Below are 17,893 nucleotides of genomic sequence, written 5' to 3'. Positions count from 1 at the left end.
GACAGCCCTTTTGTTATTCAGTTAAGTACTAATGTAAAATAACGACCGCATCTTCCAGCCGGCTTGACCGTTCTTTTACCATTTTCGATGTCTCTGTGCTTTGTTCTACCAGTAATGTGCTTTGTTGTGTGATGGTTTCGAGCTCACTGACTGCTTGGGTAATATCGGCTATCCCTGCCGCTTGTTCAGAGGTTGCTTGGCTAATATGGGTGATCAATTGCGTGACGTTTTGTATTTGGTCAACAATCTCCTTCATGGTATCCCCTGCCGTATGGACTTGATTTTTCCCTGAATTGACTTTCTTTTCACAATCATTAATTAATTCACGAATATCATTTACTGCACTTGCACTACGGCTTGCTAGGCTACGAACCTCATTTGCGACAACGGCAAAGCCTTTGCCTTGTTCACCTGCACGTGCGGCTTCTACCGCGGCATTTAACGCGAGTATATTGGTTTGAAATGCGATGTCTTTAATCACGTCAGTGATGGAGTTAATTTTGCTGGTGCTACTGACAATTTCATCCATGGTATCCACAACGGCTTCCATCATGGCGCCCCCATTCACTGCTGTTTTGCTCGTTGTATTCGAAAGTTGGTCAACTTGAATCGTGTTATCAGCATTCATTTTTACGGAAACGGCCATTTGGTTCATTGTTGCAACGGTTTGTTGCATATAGCCGACGGTTTGTTGAGTGTGAGTGTCTAATTCATGACAATCGGAGACTAAAGATTCACTGCCTTTGCGAACGTTATCAACTTGTTCGGAGACATCTTTTATTAACCAACGGCAGATTAGCCCAAGTTGCCCGATAGAACGTAATATTAAGCCAATTTCATCTGTGCGCTGCATATGGTTAACGCTATGTCGATTTCCTCGTGCAATACCAAGTGCCTGTTTGGTCATGTTTTCCAGTGGAGTTGCTAGCATTTTTTCAAGTATCACATCACCGACCAATAGTATGATAAATGTACAGGCACTCATCAGCAGTAGAGGCACGCTTGGCTGCAAAATAAAGCTAGCCGTAATGAGCCAAAGGATAAATAACAGACTCATGATGAGTCGGATACGTGAACGTGTTGAATATGTTGAGAAGTGAAATGGTAATTTTTTAGAAAGCACAATCCCCTTGAAAATTTTTTGTTGGCTTTTATTTTCATTCATTGCTGCATAGAGTGGTTCTACCGTTGCAATTTCTTGGCGTGTTGCTCGAGTACGAATGGACATATAGCCTGTAATAACGCCTTTGCGTTCCACTGGGACAATATTAGCTCGAACCCAGTAGTGGTCACCATTTTTCCGACGATTTTTCACAATGCCAGTCCAGGGTTCTCCTTTTTTAAGTGTTGCCCACATGTCGGCAAAAGCTTCTTTGGGCATATCTGGATGGCGGATAATATTGTGTGGACGTGTTAATAATTCATCTAATTCATAACCACTAACCTGCACAAAGAAATCATTAGCGTGAACAATGTTTCCTTGTAGATCGCTGGTTGTCATTAATGTGATGTTTTCATCTAACACATATTCATTTTGAGTGATATAAGGGGTTCTGCTCATTATAAATACCATTATTATAGTTTAATTTTCCTTTTATATAGTCGACAGCTTTTAAATATTCCTTAGTAATAAATTTGCAATAATTTAACTTTTTTTTAAAAGTGTGCGCTAGTTATGGCAAAAATGTAACGTAGCACAAATTACTACTAGTACAGTTTTAAGGAGGGATATCACGCTGTTATTATCAATGAGGATTTTTGGGAAATTTTAAACAAGGCAAGTAGCATAAAAAAAGAGCTGAAATCAGCTCTTCTTAGAGAAAATAAAATGTCACCATTAGTCATCGAGTTCTTGTTCTTTAGCTTCTTGGGCTATTTCTTTATTGGTTTTTCGTTTTTTATTTTTCAGTTTTTGCCAAATACGGCTTTCTTGACCACGCCAAAGGCGCTGTATATTACCGTGATGGCGAACTAACACTAAACAAGATAGCATAGCAACAGGGAAGGTGAATTCAGGTTTAAACCACCAAACGTAGAAGGGGGCAAGTAAGGCGCTGACAATCGCTCCTAGTGATGAATAACCACTAAGCAACACTGTCAGTAACCATGTTCCTGCGACTAAACCAGAAAGATCCCAACCAATAGCGGCAATTGAACCAAATGCGGTTGCTACCCCTTTTCCGCCTTTGAAACGAAAGAAAATGGGATATATGTGCCCAAGACAAGCTGCAATTGCAACAAAGCCAAGATAGAATGGTTGCACATTTAAATAATAAGCAAGCCAAACTGGGATCATCCCTTTTAATACGTCACAAATGAGTACTCCGGCAGCGGCTGCTTTACCGCCTACACGTAATACGTTAGTTGCACCAGGGTTACCAGAGCCGTGTTGACGGGGGTCGGGTAGTCTCGCCAAACGGCAGATCAGTATCGCACTCGAAACTGAGCCGCAAAGATAGGCGAAGATTATCATGCCAAGCGCGGTTGCACTCATAGCTAGCTCCAAAAACGGTTAAGACCATAAATTCACTTCAGTCTTGGATAATACGCATATTTTTGCTGAAGTGGTATCAATTCAGTACATAAATGAGAAAATGACGTGATGGATATCGTATTTATTGAGCAATTATCAGTCATCACCACGATTGGTGTATATGACTGGGAACAAGATATTGAACAGAAATTGGTGCTCGATATCGAAATGGGATGGGATAACAAAAGCGCGTCTATGAGCGATAATGTTGAACATTGCTTAGATTATGCCAAAGTTAGCCAAGCTATCCTTGCTCATGTTGGGAATAATAAATTTGGTTTAGTTGAACGTGTTGCCGAAGAAGTTGCACAATTATTGCTAACACAGTTTGATAGTCCATGGGTTCGCATTAAAGTGGCTAAACCGGGGGCAGTAGCACGCGCTAAACAAGTTGGGGTTGTTATCGAAAGAGGCACGAAAACCGCTTAAATGTTGTCTGGCGGTGTTTAACCGCCAGTTTTGTATCTATTAGGCAACGACAACTATGATTTTTTGTCGCTGTTGCCAATTGCCGACCGCTTCTATACGTTGTCGAGTGAGTTCTTGACGAATTTCAGGGCCTTTAAACCCTTGCTCAACAATAGGTTTGACTTCAACAGCTTGCGCAATAGCAAAAGCTTGCCTGAAATATACCCCTTGTGGGTACGGCTGTTGTTCAAGACCTAACCGACCTCTGGCATCCGCTTCACTGATTAAACTTAGTTGTTCAACACGTTCTGGTTTACGCCAACTATCAAGTCTATCAAAAATCGCAATTAGATCATTAGCATGTAATTTATTGATAACATGGATTTTATCATGATATCGTGCCGCTAGACGAGCTAAGTCACGAGCCGTGGTTGGTACTTTTAATCTTACACAGAGTGTTTCTATTAATGGAATACCTGCTTCACCATGGTTTGGATGGCTTGGCCAAATATCGGGTGGTGTTAGAGCCTTGCCTAAATCATGGCACAATGCGGCAAAGCGAACATCCACATCCTTAGATAAGCGGGAAATCACTTTCATTACCATTAGAGTGTGGATACCTGTATCAATTTCAGGGTGCCATTTTTCAGGGGCAGGAACGCCAAATAGCGCATCAATTTCAGGAAAAAGTACAGCTAAAGCACCGCATTGGCGTAAGACATCAAAATACACCTGTGGGGAATTTGATTTCAGCGCTTTTTCTGTTTCGGTCCAAACTCGCTCGGCGGTGAGATGAGATAATTCCCCTGTAGCGGCCATCGTTTGCATCAAGGCGAGTGTTTCTGGTGCGATAGTAAAACCATGCTCAAAGTAGCGAGCGGCAAAACGAGCAACCCGTAAAACCCGTAAAGGGTCTTCAGAAAATGCATCGGAAACATGGCGTAAAATACGCTTATCGAGATCAATGACACCGTGGAATGGGTCAATAATTTCACCTGACTCATCTTGAGCTATCGCATTAATCGTCAAATCACGACGCAGTAAGTCATCTTCGATAGTGACATCCGGTGCGCTATAGCAGCTAAAACCGGTATAGCCTGCACCAATTTTACGTTCTGTTCGGGCTAAAGCGTATTCTTCATGGGTTTTTGGGTGCAAGAAAACAGGAAAATCTTTTCCGACTTGTTGAAAACCTTGCGATAGCATTGCCTCGGGGGTTGCGCCAACCACCACGTAGTCTCTGTCTGAAATAGGCAGCCCAAGCAGTTGGTCACGTACTGCTCCACCCACGAGATATACTTTCATTCGAATGGCCTCAATTACATCCAGCCGTCATTACGTTTTTTACGACGTGGAATAATGTGCGGTAAAATTAGGCCTAAAATTAAGCCAACACCAGCAACACCACCACCATACATAAACCATTGTAAGATCAATTCGCGACGGCGATCGTCTAAGTTAACTTCTGCAATTTCGAGTTTTTTACCTGACTTGATCAACTCGTTTTTTAATTTTTCATTTTCAGCCTTCAGTTGGCTGACGATATTGTCATTATCAGCGACTTTTTGCTGCATATCAGCCGTTCGTGTATTCCACGTGCTGTCAATATTGTCGAGCTGTTGGCGTAATTTTTGGTTCTCAGCTTCAAGTTCTGGAATTCGGGTTTTCATACTTGGCGTATTGCTGAGTTGGTCAACAGGTAACCAGACCGTTCTGCCTTTTTCATCACGGACTTGTGCGAACTTGTTATCTGTGGAGAGCAATTCAACCGCTTCCCCTGCATTGAGCGTACCTACAATACGATATTTTGTGCCAGGTCCACTATGAACGTATGTGGATAAATCATCTGACACATAACGTTTTTCTGCTGCGTGTGAATTTAAGGAAAGGCCTAGCCCCATGATTGAAATTAATAATAATGGAATTTTTCGCATGGTATTTACAGTCTTTTGATGGTGAGTGAGTTTTATATTATTTGAATATTAATGAGTAAAGTGTATGGGTGCAAACCCTAAACGCAGATGTCTCTACACTCTAAAGGAGAATGAGAACTATCCTAACTGTCTAAATTACCCTTATTTTTACTCTATTTTCAATATAACTCACTGAAAGAAATATGACAGGTAGAATTTTTGATTACCATACAGTTTCTTTTCTCAGCTTAGCTCGATTGGGGTAATATGAGTGAAGTGAAATAATTAAATAAGGATATGTATGAGCCACGTAGAGGTTGAACTCAAACTTGCTGCTAAGAGTTCCGCAATAGAGGCTGTACGACAGTGTTTATCGACATTGTCTCACCAATACAGTGAGCCGACAAAGTTAACTAATATCTACTTTGATACGGCAAACAAGCAGTTACGTCAGTGGGATATGGGCTTACGCATCCGAGGTTGTGATGGGCGTTATGAAATGACCATGAAAACAGCTGGGCAGGCGATTGGTGGTTTACACCAACGGCCTGAATATAATGTTGACATTGATTCGCCAGAACTTGATTTAGCGGCATTACCCGCTGAAATTTGGCCCGAAGGAACTGATATTTCTCAGCTTCAGTCTGAATTAAATATCCTCTTTAGCACCAATTTTACCCGTGAAAAATGGTTAGTGACTTTTGAAGATAGCGAAATAGAAGTAGTTTTTGACCAAGGCGAAATTTCCTCAGGCGCAAAGGATTTGCCTATTCAAGAGTTTGAATTAGAGCTTAAAAAAGGCTTTATTGCTGATGTACTTAATTTAGCAAAGAAATTTGCAGATATCGATGGTCTGCATTTGTCATCACTTAGCAAAGCTGCGCGCGGATATTCATTGTTATCGCCGCCAAAAGAACCATTAACTCGCCCAGATTCGTTGTTTGACTATGAAGAGCAACCTCTCGAAAAGTCATTAACTCATATGCAATTACTTTGCCAGCAGCATGAAGCTTATTGGCTAGCCAATGGCAGCAATGCACGCCAAGGCTTTAGTGAATTTTTACGCTTTGTTCAGGCATTTTTAGTCCATTACCAAAATTCAGCGCCTCACTTTATTCATGACACTCCGCTAGAGCAATTACGTTCGGATATTGCCAATGAAGCGGTTAGTGCTGAGGATTTTTGCTATAGCAGCCAGTGGTTAAAATGTAAATTAGCCTTTATCCAATGGTTAAGTGCTTTAACCTATCAAGAAGCCCATTAAGGTACTGATAACATGCATGCTTTTCCTGAATTATTGCAAAGCCAAGGTGAATGCGTTTTAAGACAATTAGCAGAACAAGCGAATGAATTATTACCGTTAAATGAACAAGAAATTCAATTGCTTACCTTTAGTGATTTTGTGTTAAAGCAGGTATTGGCACATTCACGGTTTTTACTTGAAATTCGCGCTCAACCACCCAAAGCCGATGAATGGAAAAGTTATGCGTCATGGTTAGCTCAAGACTTGTTATCTGTTAGCAACGAAGATCACTTGATGCAAGTATTACGCTCATTTCGTCATCATATGTTAGTGCGCTGCGCCTGGATGCAAGTACTGGAAATAAGCACGCAAAAAGAAACGATTTATCAGCTCAGTGTATTGGCAGAAACCTTGGTTGTTGCGGCGCGCGACTGGTTGTATCAAGAATATCGTCAGTCATGGGGAACGCCTTGTAATGCAGAAGGAAAACCTCAGCCGCTATTGATTTTAGGAATGGGGAAATTAGGGGGCAGAGAGCTCAATTTTTCTTCAGATATTGATCTGATTTTTGCATACCCAGAAAATGGAGTTACTCAAGGCGGCAGAAAAGAGTTAGATAACGCGCAATTTTTTACCCGTTTAGGGCAAAAATTAATTCGCGTACTCGACCAAGTGACTGAGTATGGTTTTGTCTATCGGGTCGATATGCGTTTGCGGCCATTTGGTGATAGCGGGCCGCTGGTTTTTAGCTTTTCCGCGCTTGAGGATTATTACCAAGAACAAGGGCGTGATTGGGAACGCTATGCGATGGTTAAAGCTCGTATTATGGGCGCTGATAGCCTCCATTATGAGGAGTGTTTACGAAAACTTTTGCGTCCTTTCGTTTATCGCCGCTATATTGACTTTAGCGTGATCCAATCCTTACGCAATATGAAAAATATGATTGAGCGGGAGGTTCGGCGCCGTGGTTTGGTCAATAACATCAAATTAGGGGCTGGAGGTATTCGTGAAGTTGAATTTGTTTCACAGGTTTTCCAGTTAATTAGAGGGGGACGGGAACCTGTTTTACAGTCACAATCCTTATTTTCAACGCTACAAGGTATCCGAGAACTCGCATTATTAACCGAAGATCAAGTTAATATTCTGCAAAATAGCTACCTTTTCTTGCGTAGAGCCGAAAATTTACTGCAAAGTATTGATGACCAACAGACACAAACGCTCCCTGAAGAGGCTTTAAACCAAGCGCGTTTAGCGTGGGGAATGGGTTTTGCTGATTGGCCTGCATTTTATCAGGTTTTGAATCAGAAAATGTCGGCAGTGCATCAAATATTTACTGAGCAAATAGGCCAGGAAGATGACGCCGAGAACACTGATGCATTTGATGAAATCTACATCACATTGTGGCAAAGTGAATTGTCAAAAGAAGAATTAGCCACCTATTTGCCATCTAAAAATGAAGAGATTGCACAACGTATTATCCACGGCATAGTGATGTTCCGTCATGACCTCAATAAACGCACAATTGGCCCTCGTGGACGGGATGTACTTGATGAATTAATGCCTAAATTATTGGCAAAAGTCGGTGAGCGCGATGATGCAGGGCAAGTCATTGAACGTATCACACCACTGTTATTGAGCATTGTTAGCCGCACAACTTACCTCGAGTTAATGCTTGAATTTGACGAGGTTTTGACGCACGTTATTCGCCTATGTGCGGCTTCACCAATGATAGCAGAGCAGTTAGCCCGTCACCCATTGTTACTTGATGAGTTGCTCGACCCTCAATCGTTATACCAACCTCTACCACTAACCGCTTACCGTGATGAATTGCGCCAATATTTAATGCGCGTTCCTGAAGATGACGAAGAACAACAACTGGAAGCATTACGTCAATTCAAACAAGCCCAGTTATTGCGTATCGCTGCTGAAGATATTTCAGGTGTTTTACCCGTAATGAAAGTTAGTGATCATCTGACTTACCTTGCAGAGGCGATTATTGATGCGGTGGTACACCAAGCATGGCAAAAAATGGTAAAACGTTATGGTGAGCCAGTACATCTAGCGCAAAGTGACAAAAAACAATATGGGTTTGCGGTATTAGGTTATGGAAAGCTAGGCGGCTGGGAATTGGGTTATGGCTCTGACTTAGATCTCGTTTTTCTTTTCGATTGCCCTTTAGATGTGGTTACCAATGGCGAACGCTCCATTGATGCACGCCAATTTTACTTACGTGTTGCTCAGCGTATTATCCATTTGTTTAGTACTCGAACACCTTCAGGCGTGTTGTATGAAGTTGATGCGCGGCTCAGGCCTTCCGGTGAGTCAGGAATGTTAGTCAGTACGATACAATCATTTGATGATTACCAAAAAAATGATGCTTGGACATGGGAGCATCAAGCGCTCATACGAGCCCGAATGGTATTTGGTGATGAGGATTTACAACGGCAATTTATACAGACTCGCCACGAAACTCTGTGTATGCCAAGAGACCCTCACACCTTGCAGCAGCAAGTGCGTGATATGCGCTTGAAAATGCATCAGCACTTAGGAAGCCATCAAGCCAATGAGTTCGATTTAAAAGCCGATCCCGGAGGGATCACTGATATTGAATTTATCGCACAATACTTAGTTTTGCGTTTTGCCACAGAAAATAATGTGTTAACGCGTTGGTCCGATAATGTGCGTATTTTCGAGCTGATGGCGCAATATGGCTTTATGCCAGAAGATGAAGCAAATGCCTTAACTCAAGCGTATGTTACGATGCGTAATGAACTTCATCACTTAGCATTACAATCATTGCCAAGCCGTGTTGAAATGACCCAATTTACTCAACAACGTGAACAAGTTTTAGCGAGTTGGCAAAAATGGCTTGAGGAATAAGGAATAAACGCATTTTATTTAGCTAAATAGCGCAATATGCTAGTATTGTTGCTAATTATTATCAGATTTCCTTTTTAAAACTGGAGTGCAGGATGAAAGTAACTCTTCCGGATTATAAACAAGCCGGTGTGCTGGTGGTTGGTGATGTTATGTTAGACCGTTATTGGCATGGTCCTGCAAACCGTATTTCGCCAGAGGCCCCTGTTCCGGTCGTTAAAGTCACGATGGTAGAAGAGCGTCCCGGTGGTGCGGCTAACGTCGCGATGAACATTGCCTCGTTAGGGGCAAATTCACGTCTTGTCGGGTTAACTGGGATTGATGACGCGGCAAAAGCACTGACTGAAAACTTAAATGCGGTGCAGGTGCGTTGTGATTTTGTCGCTATTCCAACCCATCCAACGATTACTAAATTACGTGTACTTTCACGTAATCAGCAACTTATCCGTCTTGATTTTGAAGAAGGTTTTGACAATGTTGATGTCGCACCTGTGTTGGAACGCATTGAACAGGCGTTACCTCATATTGGTGCTCTGGTGTTATCTGATTACGCGAAAGGGGCGTTAACTCATGTCGAGAAGATGATAGCGCTTGCCAACAAGGCCAATGTTCCCGTCTTGATTGACCCGAAAGGCAACAATTTCGAACGTTACCGCGGGGCAACATTACTAACGCCAAACATGTCTGAGTTTGAAGCGATTGTTGGGCCATGTAAAAACAATCAAGACGTTGAAGAAAAAGGCATGAAGCTGCTTCAGTCATTGGAGCTTAAAGCACTGTTAATTACGCGCTCAGAACAAGGTATGAGCTTAATTCGTCGCGATGAAGCACCATTGCATTTACCGACTCAGGCGCAAGAAGTGTTTGACGTAACAGGAGCCGGGGACACCGTAATCGGCGTACTTGCAGCGTCTATTGCATCTGGCCGCCCATTACATGAATCTTGCGCATTGGCTAATGCCGCAGCAGGCGTGGTCGTGGGTAAATTAGGAACCTCCACGGTTTCGCCAATTGAATTGGAAAATGCCATTCGTGGCCGTGCTGACACCGGGTTTGGTGTGATGAGCGAAAGTGAATTGAAACAAGCCGTTGCGAATGCAAGACAGCGCGGTGAGCGTGTGGTGATGACGAATGGTTGTTTTGATATTCTTCATGCAGGGCATGTGTCGTATTTAGCCAATGCACGTAAATTGGGAGACCGTCTGATTGTAGCTGTAAATAGCGATGCATCGACACGCCGCTTAAAAGGTGAAACACGCCCAGTCAACCCATTAGAACAACGCATGACCGTTTTAGGTGCTTTGGGGGCAGTGGATTGGGTTGTGGCTTTTGAAGAAGACACTCCGCAACGCTTAATCGCAGAAGTGCTGCCAGACATCTTAGTTAAAGGGGGGGATTACCGCCCTGAAGAGATAGCGGGCAGTGCAGAAGTGTGGGCCGCGGGAGGCGAGGTCAAAGTCCTTAACTTTGAAGATGGTATTTCCACAACGAATATCATTAAAAATATTATGAAAACGAGTTAATTTATCATTATTAATTAATTAGTTAGTTAAAAACCTCACGTGGGTATGTAAAAACGCCGTGAGGTTTTTATTTATCTAAAATTAAAGAGGTGTCACTTTTTCAATTTAATTACTCAGCTGTCTTTTCTTCTACATTTAAATGGGCTTCAAGTGCGCTAACGCGTTGTTCCATTTTCGCTAATTTTTCGCGGGTACGTAATAAAACTTGAGTTTGAATATCAAATTCTTCACGGCTGACTAAGTCTAATTTACCGAGCTGTGATTGTAACAGTGAACGCAGTTTTTTATCAAAATCTTCACCTAAATCACGTACGCCTTGCGGTAAAGCGCCTTGAATTTGGCGGGCAACTTGTTCAATTTTTTTCGGATCGAGCATTCGCGGGTCCTTCAGTTAATCAAGATATTATTAAGCGTAGTGTAATACCTCTTTTCGCCTTGTGCTAGCTCGAATTAGTTAGCAAAAAGGCCTCGTTGTATTATCTGTGACGAGAGCAGCTTGCTATTCGTCTAAGGTAGTAAAATTAACCGTGATAACTCTAAGTTTTTATTCATGTTTTTTGACTAAAAGTGTGAGTCATTCGCCAATTTTGATTATCATCGTTGCGAACTTGAATTATTGGCGTTATATTAATTGCGTATATCTCAGGGCGGGGTGAAAGTCCCCACCGGCGGTAAACATGCATCACGCATGAAGCCCGCGAGCGCTTTACCTGTGGTAAAGGTCAGCAGACCCAGTGTGAATCTGGGGCCGACGGTTATAGTCCGGATGGGAGAGAATTAACAGTATCTGCATGTTTGTGCTGTTACGCACAATAGTGTTCTGCATACCTGAATAGGTAAATGCCTGTTGTTGGCTATTTATATATTCACCATTTCTCGTATTCCTAAGACTGCCTTGATTCTGGTAACTAGTTAATAACTATTTAAGAGGTTTTTTACCATGGATCATTCGCTACTTTCTGTATTCGGTAATCCTATCGAGCGTGTTGAAAATGCTATCGAGGCTTTACGCCAAGGTAAGGGTGTTCTTGTTCTTGATGATGAAGATCGTGAGAACGAAGGCGATTTAATTTTTGCTGCAGAAACCATGACCGCGGAACAAATGGCATTTACCATTCGTTATAGCAGTGGGATCGTATGTCTTTGTATCACTGAAGAACGTCGCAAGCAGCTCGAATTACCAATGATGGTGGAAAATAACACCAGCCAAAACCAAACTGGCTTTACGGTAACCATCGAAGCGGCAAAAGGCGTGACTACGGGGGTTTCTGCGGCGGATCGTATCACCACTATTCGTGCTGCTATTGCTGATAATGCAGTTCCTGCTGACCTAAATCACCCTGGCCACGTTTTCCCATTGCGTGGACGTGATGGTGGGGTATTAGCGCGTCGTGGACACACTGAAGCATCTATCGACCTTGCAACTCTAGCGGGTTTCAAACCTGCTGGTGTGCTGTGTGAGTTGACTAATGATGATGGTTCTATGGCTCGCACCCCAGAAGTGGCAGCATTTGGTAAGCAGCATGGTTTGACGGTTGTGACAATTGAAGATTTAGTGCAGTACCGTCTTCAGGTCGAGAAGAAAGCGAGCTGATCCTCATAATATTTTGAGGAAGAGCTCTAGATAGAGATTTTGATAAGTTTAAATATTAATAGGCTAAAATAAGCTAATTTATTTAAATTATTGATAGTACGTTAAGCATATAGAATGTTATTAAGGCCACTGAGTTGCACACCTCGTGGCCTTTTCAATTTTTTTGATGATCATACTCATAATTAGCCCACTGTGTTTTTGACAGGAAAGCGTATGCTGTAGGAAGAAACTAATTGAGTTGGAGTTGAAATCATCATGTCGCTAAATACTTCAGTGGTAAAAAATAAGATCCCTGCCATTTTTATTGGTCATGGTAGCCCCATGAACGCGATTGAGGATAATCCTTATACTCAAACGTGGGAGAAACTCGGTAAAGCTTTACCTCGGCCAAGTGCAATTTTAGTGATTTCAGCCCACTGGTATACGCGTGGAACCGCAGTTACTTCGATGTTAAAACCGAAAACGATTCATGATTTTGGTGGGTTCCCTGAAGCCTTGTACCAAATCGAATATCCTGCCCCTGGTTCTCCTGAATTAGCTCAGCAAGTTGCCTCATTATTAGCCCCTGAGCCAATTTACCTTGATGAACAAGAGTGGGGATTAGACCATGGCACGTGGGAAATTTTGGTACGTATGTATCCAGAAGCCGATATCCCCGTAATCCAATTGAGTATCGATGGTAGCAAGCCTGCTATTTGGCACTATGACCTTGGAAAAAAACTATCCGTTCTAAGGGATGAAGGTGTATTGATTATGGGGAGTGGCAATGTTGTACACAATTTACGAGCGATGAATTGGCAAAATTCCCATGCTGAGCCATACCCGTGGGCAATATCTTTTGAGAAATTTGTGTATGACAATCTGAAAAGCCATGAAACGCCACATCCACTAGCTAGCGGATTGGAACGGGAGGATGGCAAATTGTCGAACCCATCACCAGAACATTACTTGCCTATTTTACCTATTTTAGGCACTTGGGATGGTCAAGAAGAGATTAGTACACCGATTGAAGGAATTGTGTCAGCATCGTTAAGTATGTTGTCTATTCAGGTAGGATAAATTTTTCTGCTATAGCTTTGTTTCATAAAAAAGCCCAAATCATATTGCTATGTTTGGGCTTCATTTTTAGCTTTAAGTATGATTAGTCGATGATCGTATGTGGGTAAAAACGTGATAAATCTTGAGTGATCAATTCTTTATCTTCACGAATACAGATCCCCGCAGGTTGATCATTCACCAACCAGCTTCCGACTAAGGTGTAGTTACCTTCAAATTGTGGAAGTGGATGGAACTGTTGAATAATCATGCCTTCTTCGCCGTAAGGACCATCCGCGGCTGCAATTTCTTTACCGTTTTCGATAATACGGATATTAGCACCTTCACGAGAGAATAGTGGTTTAATAACGTATTTTTCGAGTTCTGGTTGGGTTTTGCCATCCGCAAAATAAGCAGGCAGTAAATTTGGGTGATCTGGGAACATTTCCCATAACATTGGCAATAAAGCTTTATTAGAAATGATGCTCTTCCATGCAGGTTCTAACCAGCGTACACCAGCATCTTGCAATTTAGTCGAGAAAATTTCTCTTAGCATAAATTCCCACGGATATAGCTTGAACAGGTTACTAATCACCTGATCTTGTGTATCCGAAAATTCACCTTTTTCACCTAGACCAATTTCATCGATATATAAGAATTCAGTGGCAATACCAGCTTCATTTGCACAGTCTTGTAAATATTGAACAGTACCGCGATCTTCTTCTGTGTCACGGCAACAAGACATATGCAACAAACGGAAACCATACTGATCTTTTAATTGCGTAAAGCGCTCGATCAATTGCTCTTGAATGCTATTAAATTGATCGGCGTTTTCAGGGAGTTTTCCTGCTTCAATTTGATCTTCTAGCCAGATCCATTGGAAAAATGCAGACTCATATAATGAGGTTGGAGTATCCGCATTGTTTTCCAATAGCTTAGGTGGGTTAATACCATCGTAAGCGAGGTCAAGCCTGGAATATAAAGAAGGTTGTTCGCTTTTCCATGAACTGCGAACAAATTCCCAGCAATGCTTAGGGATCTGAAAACGTGTCATTAGCTCATCGCTTTCAACAACACGTTCAACCACTTTTAGGCACATTTGATGCAACTGCTCGGTTGCATCTTCGATTTCTTCAATCTGTGCCATAGTGAATTGGTAATACGCATCTTCTGACCAGTAAGGCTCACCATACATAGTATGAAATTCAAAGCCAAATTCAGAGGCTTTTTCGCGCCAATTTGGGCGCTCTACTATAGGAACTCGTTTCATTACTTATCAACCACCCATCGAACGGGAAGAAGAGGTTGATTTTGCAGAAGAAGATGAACGTTGTGCCATCGCTTGTTTATTTACGGTGTCACCAAAACCACCACGGGTAACGGTTGAAGTTGTTGGTGGTTTAGGTGCCATGGCTGTTTTTGGTACGCTCATTGAACGACCACCTGCAACTGCAGGGCCATAGCTTTTACCTGATGCATCCACAAACTTACCGTTGGCTGGGCTAGCTGGGTTTTTTGAGCTGAATAATGGTTGTGATGCAGCGCTACCGCCCATCATACGGCCCATCATATAACCCATCATTAATGGCATCCACATGCTACCGCCGCTGCTTTGTGCTTGGGCCGTTTGTTCACCATTGGTTGAACTAGTGCCTGCAAGACCTGCTTGAGCTGGAGCTTGAGTACACATTGATTCACCAAACTCAGCAATGCAGTCAGCTTGAGTTTCATATTTAGGTGCAGTTTTAGCCGCTTCTTGTAGAGCATTGTTGTAGGCGATGGTGCACTGTTCTGCTTGCGATGGGTTCGCTTGGCTACAATCTTGCGCATTGGTGTACAGTGATACGGTTTCATCGCTTTCTTCACAAGCGGAAAGCATAAATACAGCACTGACCGCAACAGCCACAGGTGCTAAACGGTATGAACGCCAAGACTTACGGAAGGCGCTCTGGTTAATATTTTTGGTACGCTTCATGGTCATGGTAATTACCCTGAATTAAATTAAGTAAGATGTTTTTAGATGTTAGCTCTAGGATAGGGGATAAACGCTGAAAATTAAAGCAGAAATATAGGAGAAATGAGCTGAATTTATCATTTTGATAACTTTCTGCTATTTTTCCCTAATTAGCATGACGTTTCTTGAAGAGAAAAATAATATTTTTATTTTATATCAATATATTAGATGTAGGTTGTTTTTTGCTCTAATGCGTAGTAATAAGAGTGAGAATTCACTGAATTTGTGCCCGTGGCTAATGAAAAGGCGTTATAAACGGTTTAATTAGTACAAATTAGCAATTCTAAGTTGTTTGCAGGATTACCCTCAAAAAATAACCCGCTATGTAAGCGGGTCATTATGTCATTTTCACATGAGCTAAATATTTTAGTTCATTTTTGGCGCATTGGTATTACGGATAATACTACTTGCAGAGGTTGAAATCTCTTTACCTAAATTCGCATTCAGGCGTGCAATATCGTCTTCGTTCAATGTGCCGCGAGCAAATTCGATATTCAGTTGGTTAATCATGTAGTCATAACGCGCATTAGACAGATTCTGCTTCGCTTGGTATAGCGCTGTTGTTGCTGTCAATACGTCAACAATGGTACGTGTTCCTACTTGGTAGCCTGCTTCCATCGCATCTAATGAGCTTTGAGCGGAAACAACAACTTGTTTGTAAGCATTAATACTACTGATTGACGATGCTACGTTATTAAATGATGAGCGAACTAACTGAACCACATTGCGATAAACGCTTTCTAGTTGCTCACTAGCACCTTGGAAACCATATTGTGCTTGTTCGACCTGAGAACTTACTGCACCACCACTATACAGTGGAATGCTTAAATTTAAGCCAATGCTATTTTGGCCGTTGTAGCTATTGCTCGCACTACCGCCATATGGAGTATTATAACCACTGCCGTGTTGGTAACTATTTGTGACGGATGTTGAGGCATCAAGGCTAACCGTTGGCATGTGACCTGTTTCCGCTAAACGGATGTTTTCACGAGAAACGTCTTGTGCTAAACGTGCGCTTAACAGGCTGAGGTTACGCTCTTCCGCTTCTTTTAAGATAGCGTTGATATCGCCCAGTTCATTGGTTTTAAAACGGTCGATATTTAAAGAGGCAAGTCGGTTATAGTACACGCCGCTGACTTGACGCAATTTTTCAATCGCATTTTCTAACTCGTTACGGCCTGCAACTTCTTGTGCTATAACGCTATCATAGTTTGCACGGGCGTTTTGCACGTCAGTAATAGCAACAAGACCAACGTTAAAGCGTTGTGTCACTTGGTCTAATTGGCGATAAACAGCTTCTTTATTCGCTTCAATATAAGATAACGCGTCAATCGCTTTTAATACGTTAAAATACGCAATTGCAGTATCTAAAATTAATTGCTGCTGACTTGTTTGGTAAGTGACATCAGAAATACCCGCTGTTTTTTCTTGGATAGTTAATTGACGCCATTTAGACATATCAAACACAACTTGGGTTAGTTTCAGTGAAGCATTTAAACCTGTGCTTTCAGTGTTTCTTGCATCACGGTAACCGCTTCCGTAGCTAGCTCCTGCACCTAAACCTAATTGTGGCAATAATGGGCTACGAGATTCATTAATTTTTTCAAAAGCTTGATTACGTTCTGCTAATGATTTTCTTAACTCAGGGTTACTTTCTTTGGATTTTTGGTAAACCTGTAGTAAATCTTCTGCGTAGCTATTGGTACTGAGACCCACAAAACTCATCGAAATTAAAAGGGGAAGCAGTTTCTTCATTTTGATTCCTTGATTAAACAGCAAATTAAGTTGAGTCTGTTGCCTAAAACGTACCATGCCTAACTAGGCGATAGATATTAAATTATCCGTTTTAGAGACAGTTATTAAAAACAGACACTACGTTGCTCTTAGATTTGAATAATGGCGCTTATTGTAACAGAGTATCACTTCTATTAACGGTAGCCTTTTGTGCCATTTTGTCTCAATTTATTAAACATTACCTCATCTGAGGTTAAAAAACCTTAAAAACTGTTTTAATCCACAATTATTTCCTTAAGATGGAATAATTGGGTTTGGAGAATGCAATGACAAAACAAATAAAGCAGCCAATTAAATATGGCAAGAATGATGTTGAAATTATATCCAAGCGTAAATTATTTAACGGTTTTTTTCAAATGGTTGAATATCAATTTCGACATCGCCTTTTCGCGGGCGGATGGAGTAAAGAAATTCGCCGTGAAGTTTTTGAACGTGGTCACGCAGGTGTGGTTTTACCCTATGATCCGAAAACGAATAGTGTTGTTTTGATTGAACAAATTCGGTTTCCTGCGATCGAAACTAGCGAAACACCGTGGTTGCTTGAAGCAGTTGCTGGAATGATAGAGCCAAACGAATCGCCCGAAGAGGTTATTCGTCGTGAAGCCGTTGAGGAAGCTGGGCTTATTATTGGTCGTACTGAAAAAGCAGTAAGTTATCTTTCTAGCCCGGGTGGTACGACTGAACGTATGCATGTATTTATCGGTGAAGTCGATAGCAGCCAAGCGAAAGGGGTGCATGGGCTAGCGTCAGAAAATGAAGATATTTGTGTGCATGTGGTTAGCCGAGAACAAGCTTATCAATGGGTTGAAGATGGCACAATTGATAATGCAGCAACCGTTATTGCTATTCAGTGGTTGCAGCTCAACCAGCAAAAACTTTATGAAAAGTGGATGAAACAGTTTTAAATAACGATTAATCTGGTGAAATGTGTGCTGATTATCAGAAAGTTAGAAAGTAAA

Annotated in this window: 15 protein-coding genes and 1 riboswitch; of the genes, 7 read left to right on the top strand and 8 right to left on the bottom strand. The window is 41.8% G+C overall.

Annotated elements, in window-relative coordinates; all coding sequences use genetic code 11:
• Positions 1-28: 28 nt before the first annotated feature.
• The gene (locus PSE72_RS08655; RefSeq protein ID WP_109911771.1) at positions 29-1,561 is read right to left on the bottom strand and encodes a methyl-accepting chemotaxis protein; all 1,533 of its coding nucleotides are present in this window, start codon (positions 1,559-1,561) and stop codon (positions 29-31) included.
• 276 nt (positions 1,562-1,837) lie between these two features.
• Positions 1,838-2,494, bottom strand: coding sequence for a glycerol-3-phosphate 1-O-acyltransferase PlsY (gene plsY, locus PSE72_RS08650; protein WP_004908566.1), 657 nt, complete (start codon positions 2,492-2,494; stop codon positions 1,838-1,840).
• Between the two features lie 108 nt (positions 2,495-2,602).
• Between plsY and folB the strand changes: the two genes are divergently transcribed.
• Entirely contained in the window at positions 2,603-2,962 is a 360-nt protein-coding gene (gene folB, locus PSE72_RS08645; RefSeq protein WP_115167814.1) for a bifunctional dihydroneopterin aldolase/7,8-dihydroneopterin epimerase, read from the top strand.
• 39 nt (positions 2,963-3,001) lie between these two features.
• Here folB and PSE72_RS08640 read toward each other — a convergent pair whose 3' ends face one another.
• Positions 3,002-4,246, bottom strand: coding sequence for a multifunctional CCA addition/repair protein (locus tag PSE72_RS08640; protein WP_198641616.1), 1,245 nt, complete (start codon positions 4,244-4,246; stop codon positions 3,002-3,004).
• 14 nt (positions 4,247-4,260) lie between these two features.
• Positions 4,261-4,875, bottom strand: coding sequence for a TIGR04211 family SH3 domain-containing protein (locus PSE72_RS08635; protein WP_036958005.1), 615 nt, complete (start codon positions 4,873-4,875; stop codon positions 4,261-4,263).
• Positions 4,876-5,155: 280 nt separating this feature from the next.
• Between PSE72_RS08635 and PSE72_RS08630 the strand changes: the two genes are divergently transcribed.
• The 3 genes from PSE72_RS08630 to hldE all read left to right on the top strand — a co-directional run bounded on the left by PSE72_RS08630 (position 5,156) and on the right by hldE (position 10,497).
• Complete coding sequence (locus tag PSE72_RS08630) at positions 5,156-6,118, top strand: CYTH domain-containing protein (RefSeq protein WP_115167811.1); 963 nt, start codon at positions 5,156-5,158, stop codon at positions 6,116-6,118.
• Positions 6,119-6,130: 12 nt separating this feature from the next.
• Entirely contained in the window at positions 6,131-8,977 is a 2,847-nt protein-coding gene (gene glnE / locus PSE72_RS08625; RefSeq protein ID WP_198641615.1) for a bifunctional [glutamate--ammonia ligase]-adenylyl-L-tyrosine phosphorylase/[glutamate--ammonia-ligase] adenylyltransferase, read from the top strand.
• Positions 8,978-9,069: 92 nt separating this feature from the next.
• Positions 9,070-10,497, top strand: a complete 1,428-nt coding sequence (gene hldE, locus PSE72_RS08620; RefSeq protein ID WP_004908578.1) for a bifunctional D-glycero-beta-D-manno-heptose-7-phosphate kinase/D-glycero-beta-D-manno-heptose 1-phosphate adenylyltransferase HldE — start codon at positions 9,070-9,072, stop codon at positions 10,495-10,497.
• A gap of 109 nt (positions 10,498-10,606) precedes the next feature.
• Here the strand turns inward: hldE and ubiK are convergent, their stop codons facing one another.
• Positions 10,607-10,873 carry a ubiquinone biosynthesis accessory factor UbiK gene (ubiK, locus tag PSE72_RS08615; protein ID WP_004257742.1) on the bottom strand — a complete coding sequence of 89 codons (267 nt, stop codon included), beginning with the start codon at positions 10,871-10,873 and terminating at the stop codon, positions 10,607-10,609.
• 258 nt (positions 10,874-11,131) lie between these two features.
• Positions 11,132-11,279: riboswitch (FMN riboswitch) on the top strand.
• A 158-nt stretch (positions 11,280-11,437) separates the two neighbouring features.
• Here ubiK and ribB point away from each other — a divergent pair.
• Both ribB and ygiD read left to right on the top strand, forming a co-directional pair.
• Positions 11,438-12,091, top strand: a complete 654-nt coding sequence (gene ribB, locus PSE72_RS08610) for a 3,4-dihydroxy-2-butanone-4-phosphate synthase (RefSeq protein ID WP_004908582.1) — start codon at positions 11,438-11,440, stop codon at positions 12,089-12,091.
• Between the two features lie 255 nt (positions 12,092-12,346).
• Positions 12,347-13,150, top strand: a complete 804-nt coding sequence (gene ygiD, locus PSE72_RS08605) for a 4,5-DOPA dioxygenase extradiol (protein ID WP_004908585.1) — start codon at positions 12,347-12,349, stop codon at positions 13,148-13,150.
• A gap of 82 nt (positions 13,151-13,232) precedes the next feature.
• Here ygiD and PSE72_RS08600 read toward each other — a convergent pair whose 3' ends face one another.
• The 3 genes from PSE72_RS08600 to tolC all read right to left on the bottom strand — a co-directional run bounded on the left by PSE72_RS08600 (position 13,233) and on the right by tolC (position 16,895).
• Positions 13,233-14,396, bottom strand: a complete 1,164-nt coding sequence (locus PSE72_RS08600) for a glutathionylspermidine synthase family protein (RefSeq protein ID WP_115167810.1) — start codon at positions 14,394-14,396, stop codon at positions 13,233-13,235.
• Between the two features lie 6 nt (positions 14,397-14,402).
• Positions 14,403-15,107 (bottom strand): DUF1190 family protein, encoded by a 705-nt coding sequence (locus PSE72_RS08595; protein WP_042851529.1) that lies wholly within the window; start codon positions 15,105-15,107, stop codon positions 14,403-14,405.
• A 399-nt stretch (positions 15,108-15,506) separates the two neighbouring features.
• Positions 15,507-16,895, bottom strand: coding sequence for an outer membrane channel protein TolC (gene tolC, locus PSE72_RS08590; RefSeq protein ID WP_115167809.1), 1,389 nt, complete (start codon positions 16,893-16,895; stop codon positions 15,507-15,509).
• A 305-nt stretch (positions 16,896-17,200) separates the two neighbouring features.
• On the opposite strand from tolC, the gene nudF reads away from it, so the two are divergent.
• Positions 17,201-17,839, top strand: a complete 639-nt coding sequence (gene nudF, locus PSE72_RS08585) for an ADP-ribose diphosphatase (RefSeq protein ID WP_115167808.1) — start codon at positions 17,201-17,203, stop codon at positions 17,837-17,839.
• Positions 17,840-17,893: the final 54 nt, after the last annotated feature.

It is taken from the genome of Providencia sp. PROV116, assembly GCF_028482485.1.
Classification (GTDB): domain Bacteria; phylum Pseudomonadota; class Gammaproteobacteria; order Enterobacterales; family Enterobacteriaceae; genus Providencia; species Providencia rettgeri.
Note: the sequence above shows the minus strand (reverse complement) of the source record. Positions and strands in the feature narration are given on the sequence as shown.

Coding starts and splice junctions, on each gene's coding strand:
- PSE72_RS08655 (WP_109911771.1), bottom strand. CDS start 1,561: ATGAGCAGAACCCCTTATATCACTCAAAATGAATATGTGTTAGATGAA.
- plsY (WP_004908566.1), bottom strand. CDS start 2,494: ATGAGTGCAACCGCGCTTGGCATGATAATCTTCGCCTATCTTTGCGGC.
- folB (WP_115167814.1), top strand. CDS start 2,603: ATGGATATCGTATTTATTGAGCAATTATCAGTCATCACCACGATTGGT.
- PSE72_RS08640 (WP_198641616.1), bottom strand. CDS start 4,246: ATGAAAGTATATCTCGTGGGTGGAGCAGTACGTGACCAACTGCTTGGG.
- PSE72_RS08635 (WP_036958005.1), bottom strand. CDS start 4,875: ATGCGAAAAATTCCATTATTATTAATTTCAATCATGGGGCTAGGCCTT.
- PSE72_RS08630 (WP_115167811.1), top strand. CDS start 5,156: ATGAGCCACGTAGAGGTTGAACTCAAACTTGCTGCTAAGAGTTCCGCA.
- glnE (WP_198641615.1), top strand. CDS start 6,131: ATGCATGCTTTTCCTGAATTATTGCAAAGCCAAGGTGAATGCGTTTTA.
- hldE (WP_004908578.1), top strand. CDS start 9,070: ATGAAAGTAACTCTTCCGGATTATAAACAAGCCGGTGTGCTGGTGGTT.
- ubiK (WP_004257742.1), bottom strand. CDS start 10,873: ATGCTCGATCCGAAAAAAATTGAACAAGTTGCCCGCCAAATTCAAGGC.
- ribB (WP_004908582.1), top strand. CDS start 11,438: ATGGATCATTCGCTACTTTCTGTATTCGGTAATCCTATCGAGCGTGTT.
- ygiD (WP_004908585.1), top strand. CDS start 12,347: ATGTCGCTAAATACTTCAGTGGTAAAAAATAAGATCCCTGCCATTTTT.
- PSE72_RS08600 (WP_115167810.1), bottom strand. CDS start 14,396: ATGAAACGAGTTCCTATAGTAGAGCGCCCAAATTGGCGCGAAAAAGCC.
- PSE72_RS08595 (WP_042851529.1), bottom strand. CDS start 15,107: ATGACCATGAAGCGTACCAAAAATATTAACCAGAGCGCCTTCCGTAAG.
- tolC (WP_115167809.1), bottom strand. CDS start 16,895: ATGAAGAAACTGCTTCCCCTTTTAATTTCGATGAGTTTTGTGGGTCTC.
- nudF (WP_115167808.1), top strand. CDS start 17,201: ATGACAAAACAAATAAAGCAGCCAATTAAATATGGCAAGAATGATGTT.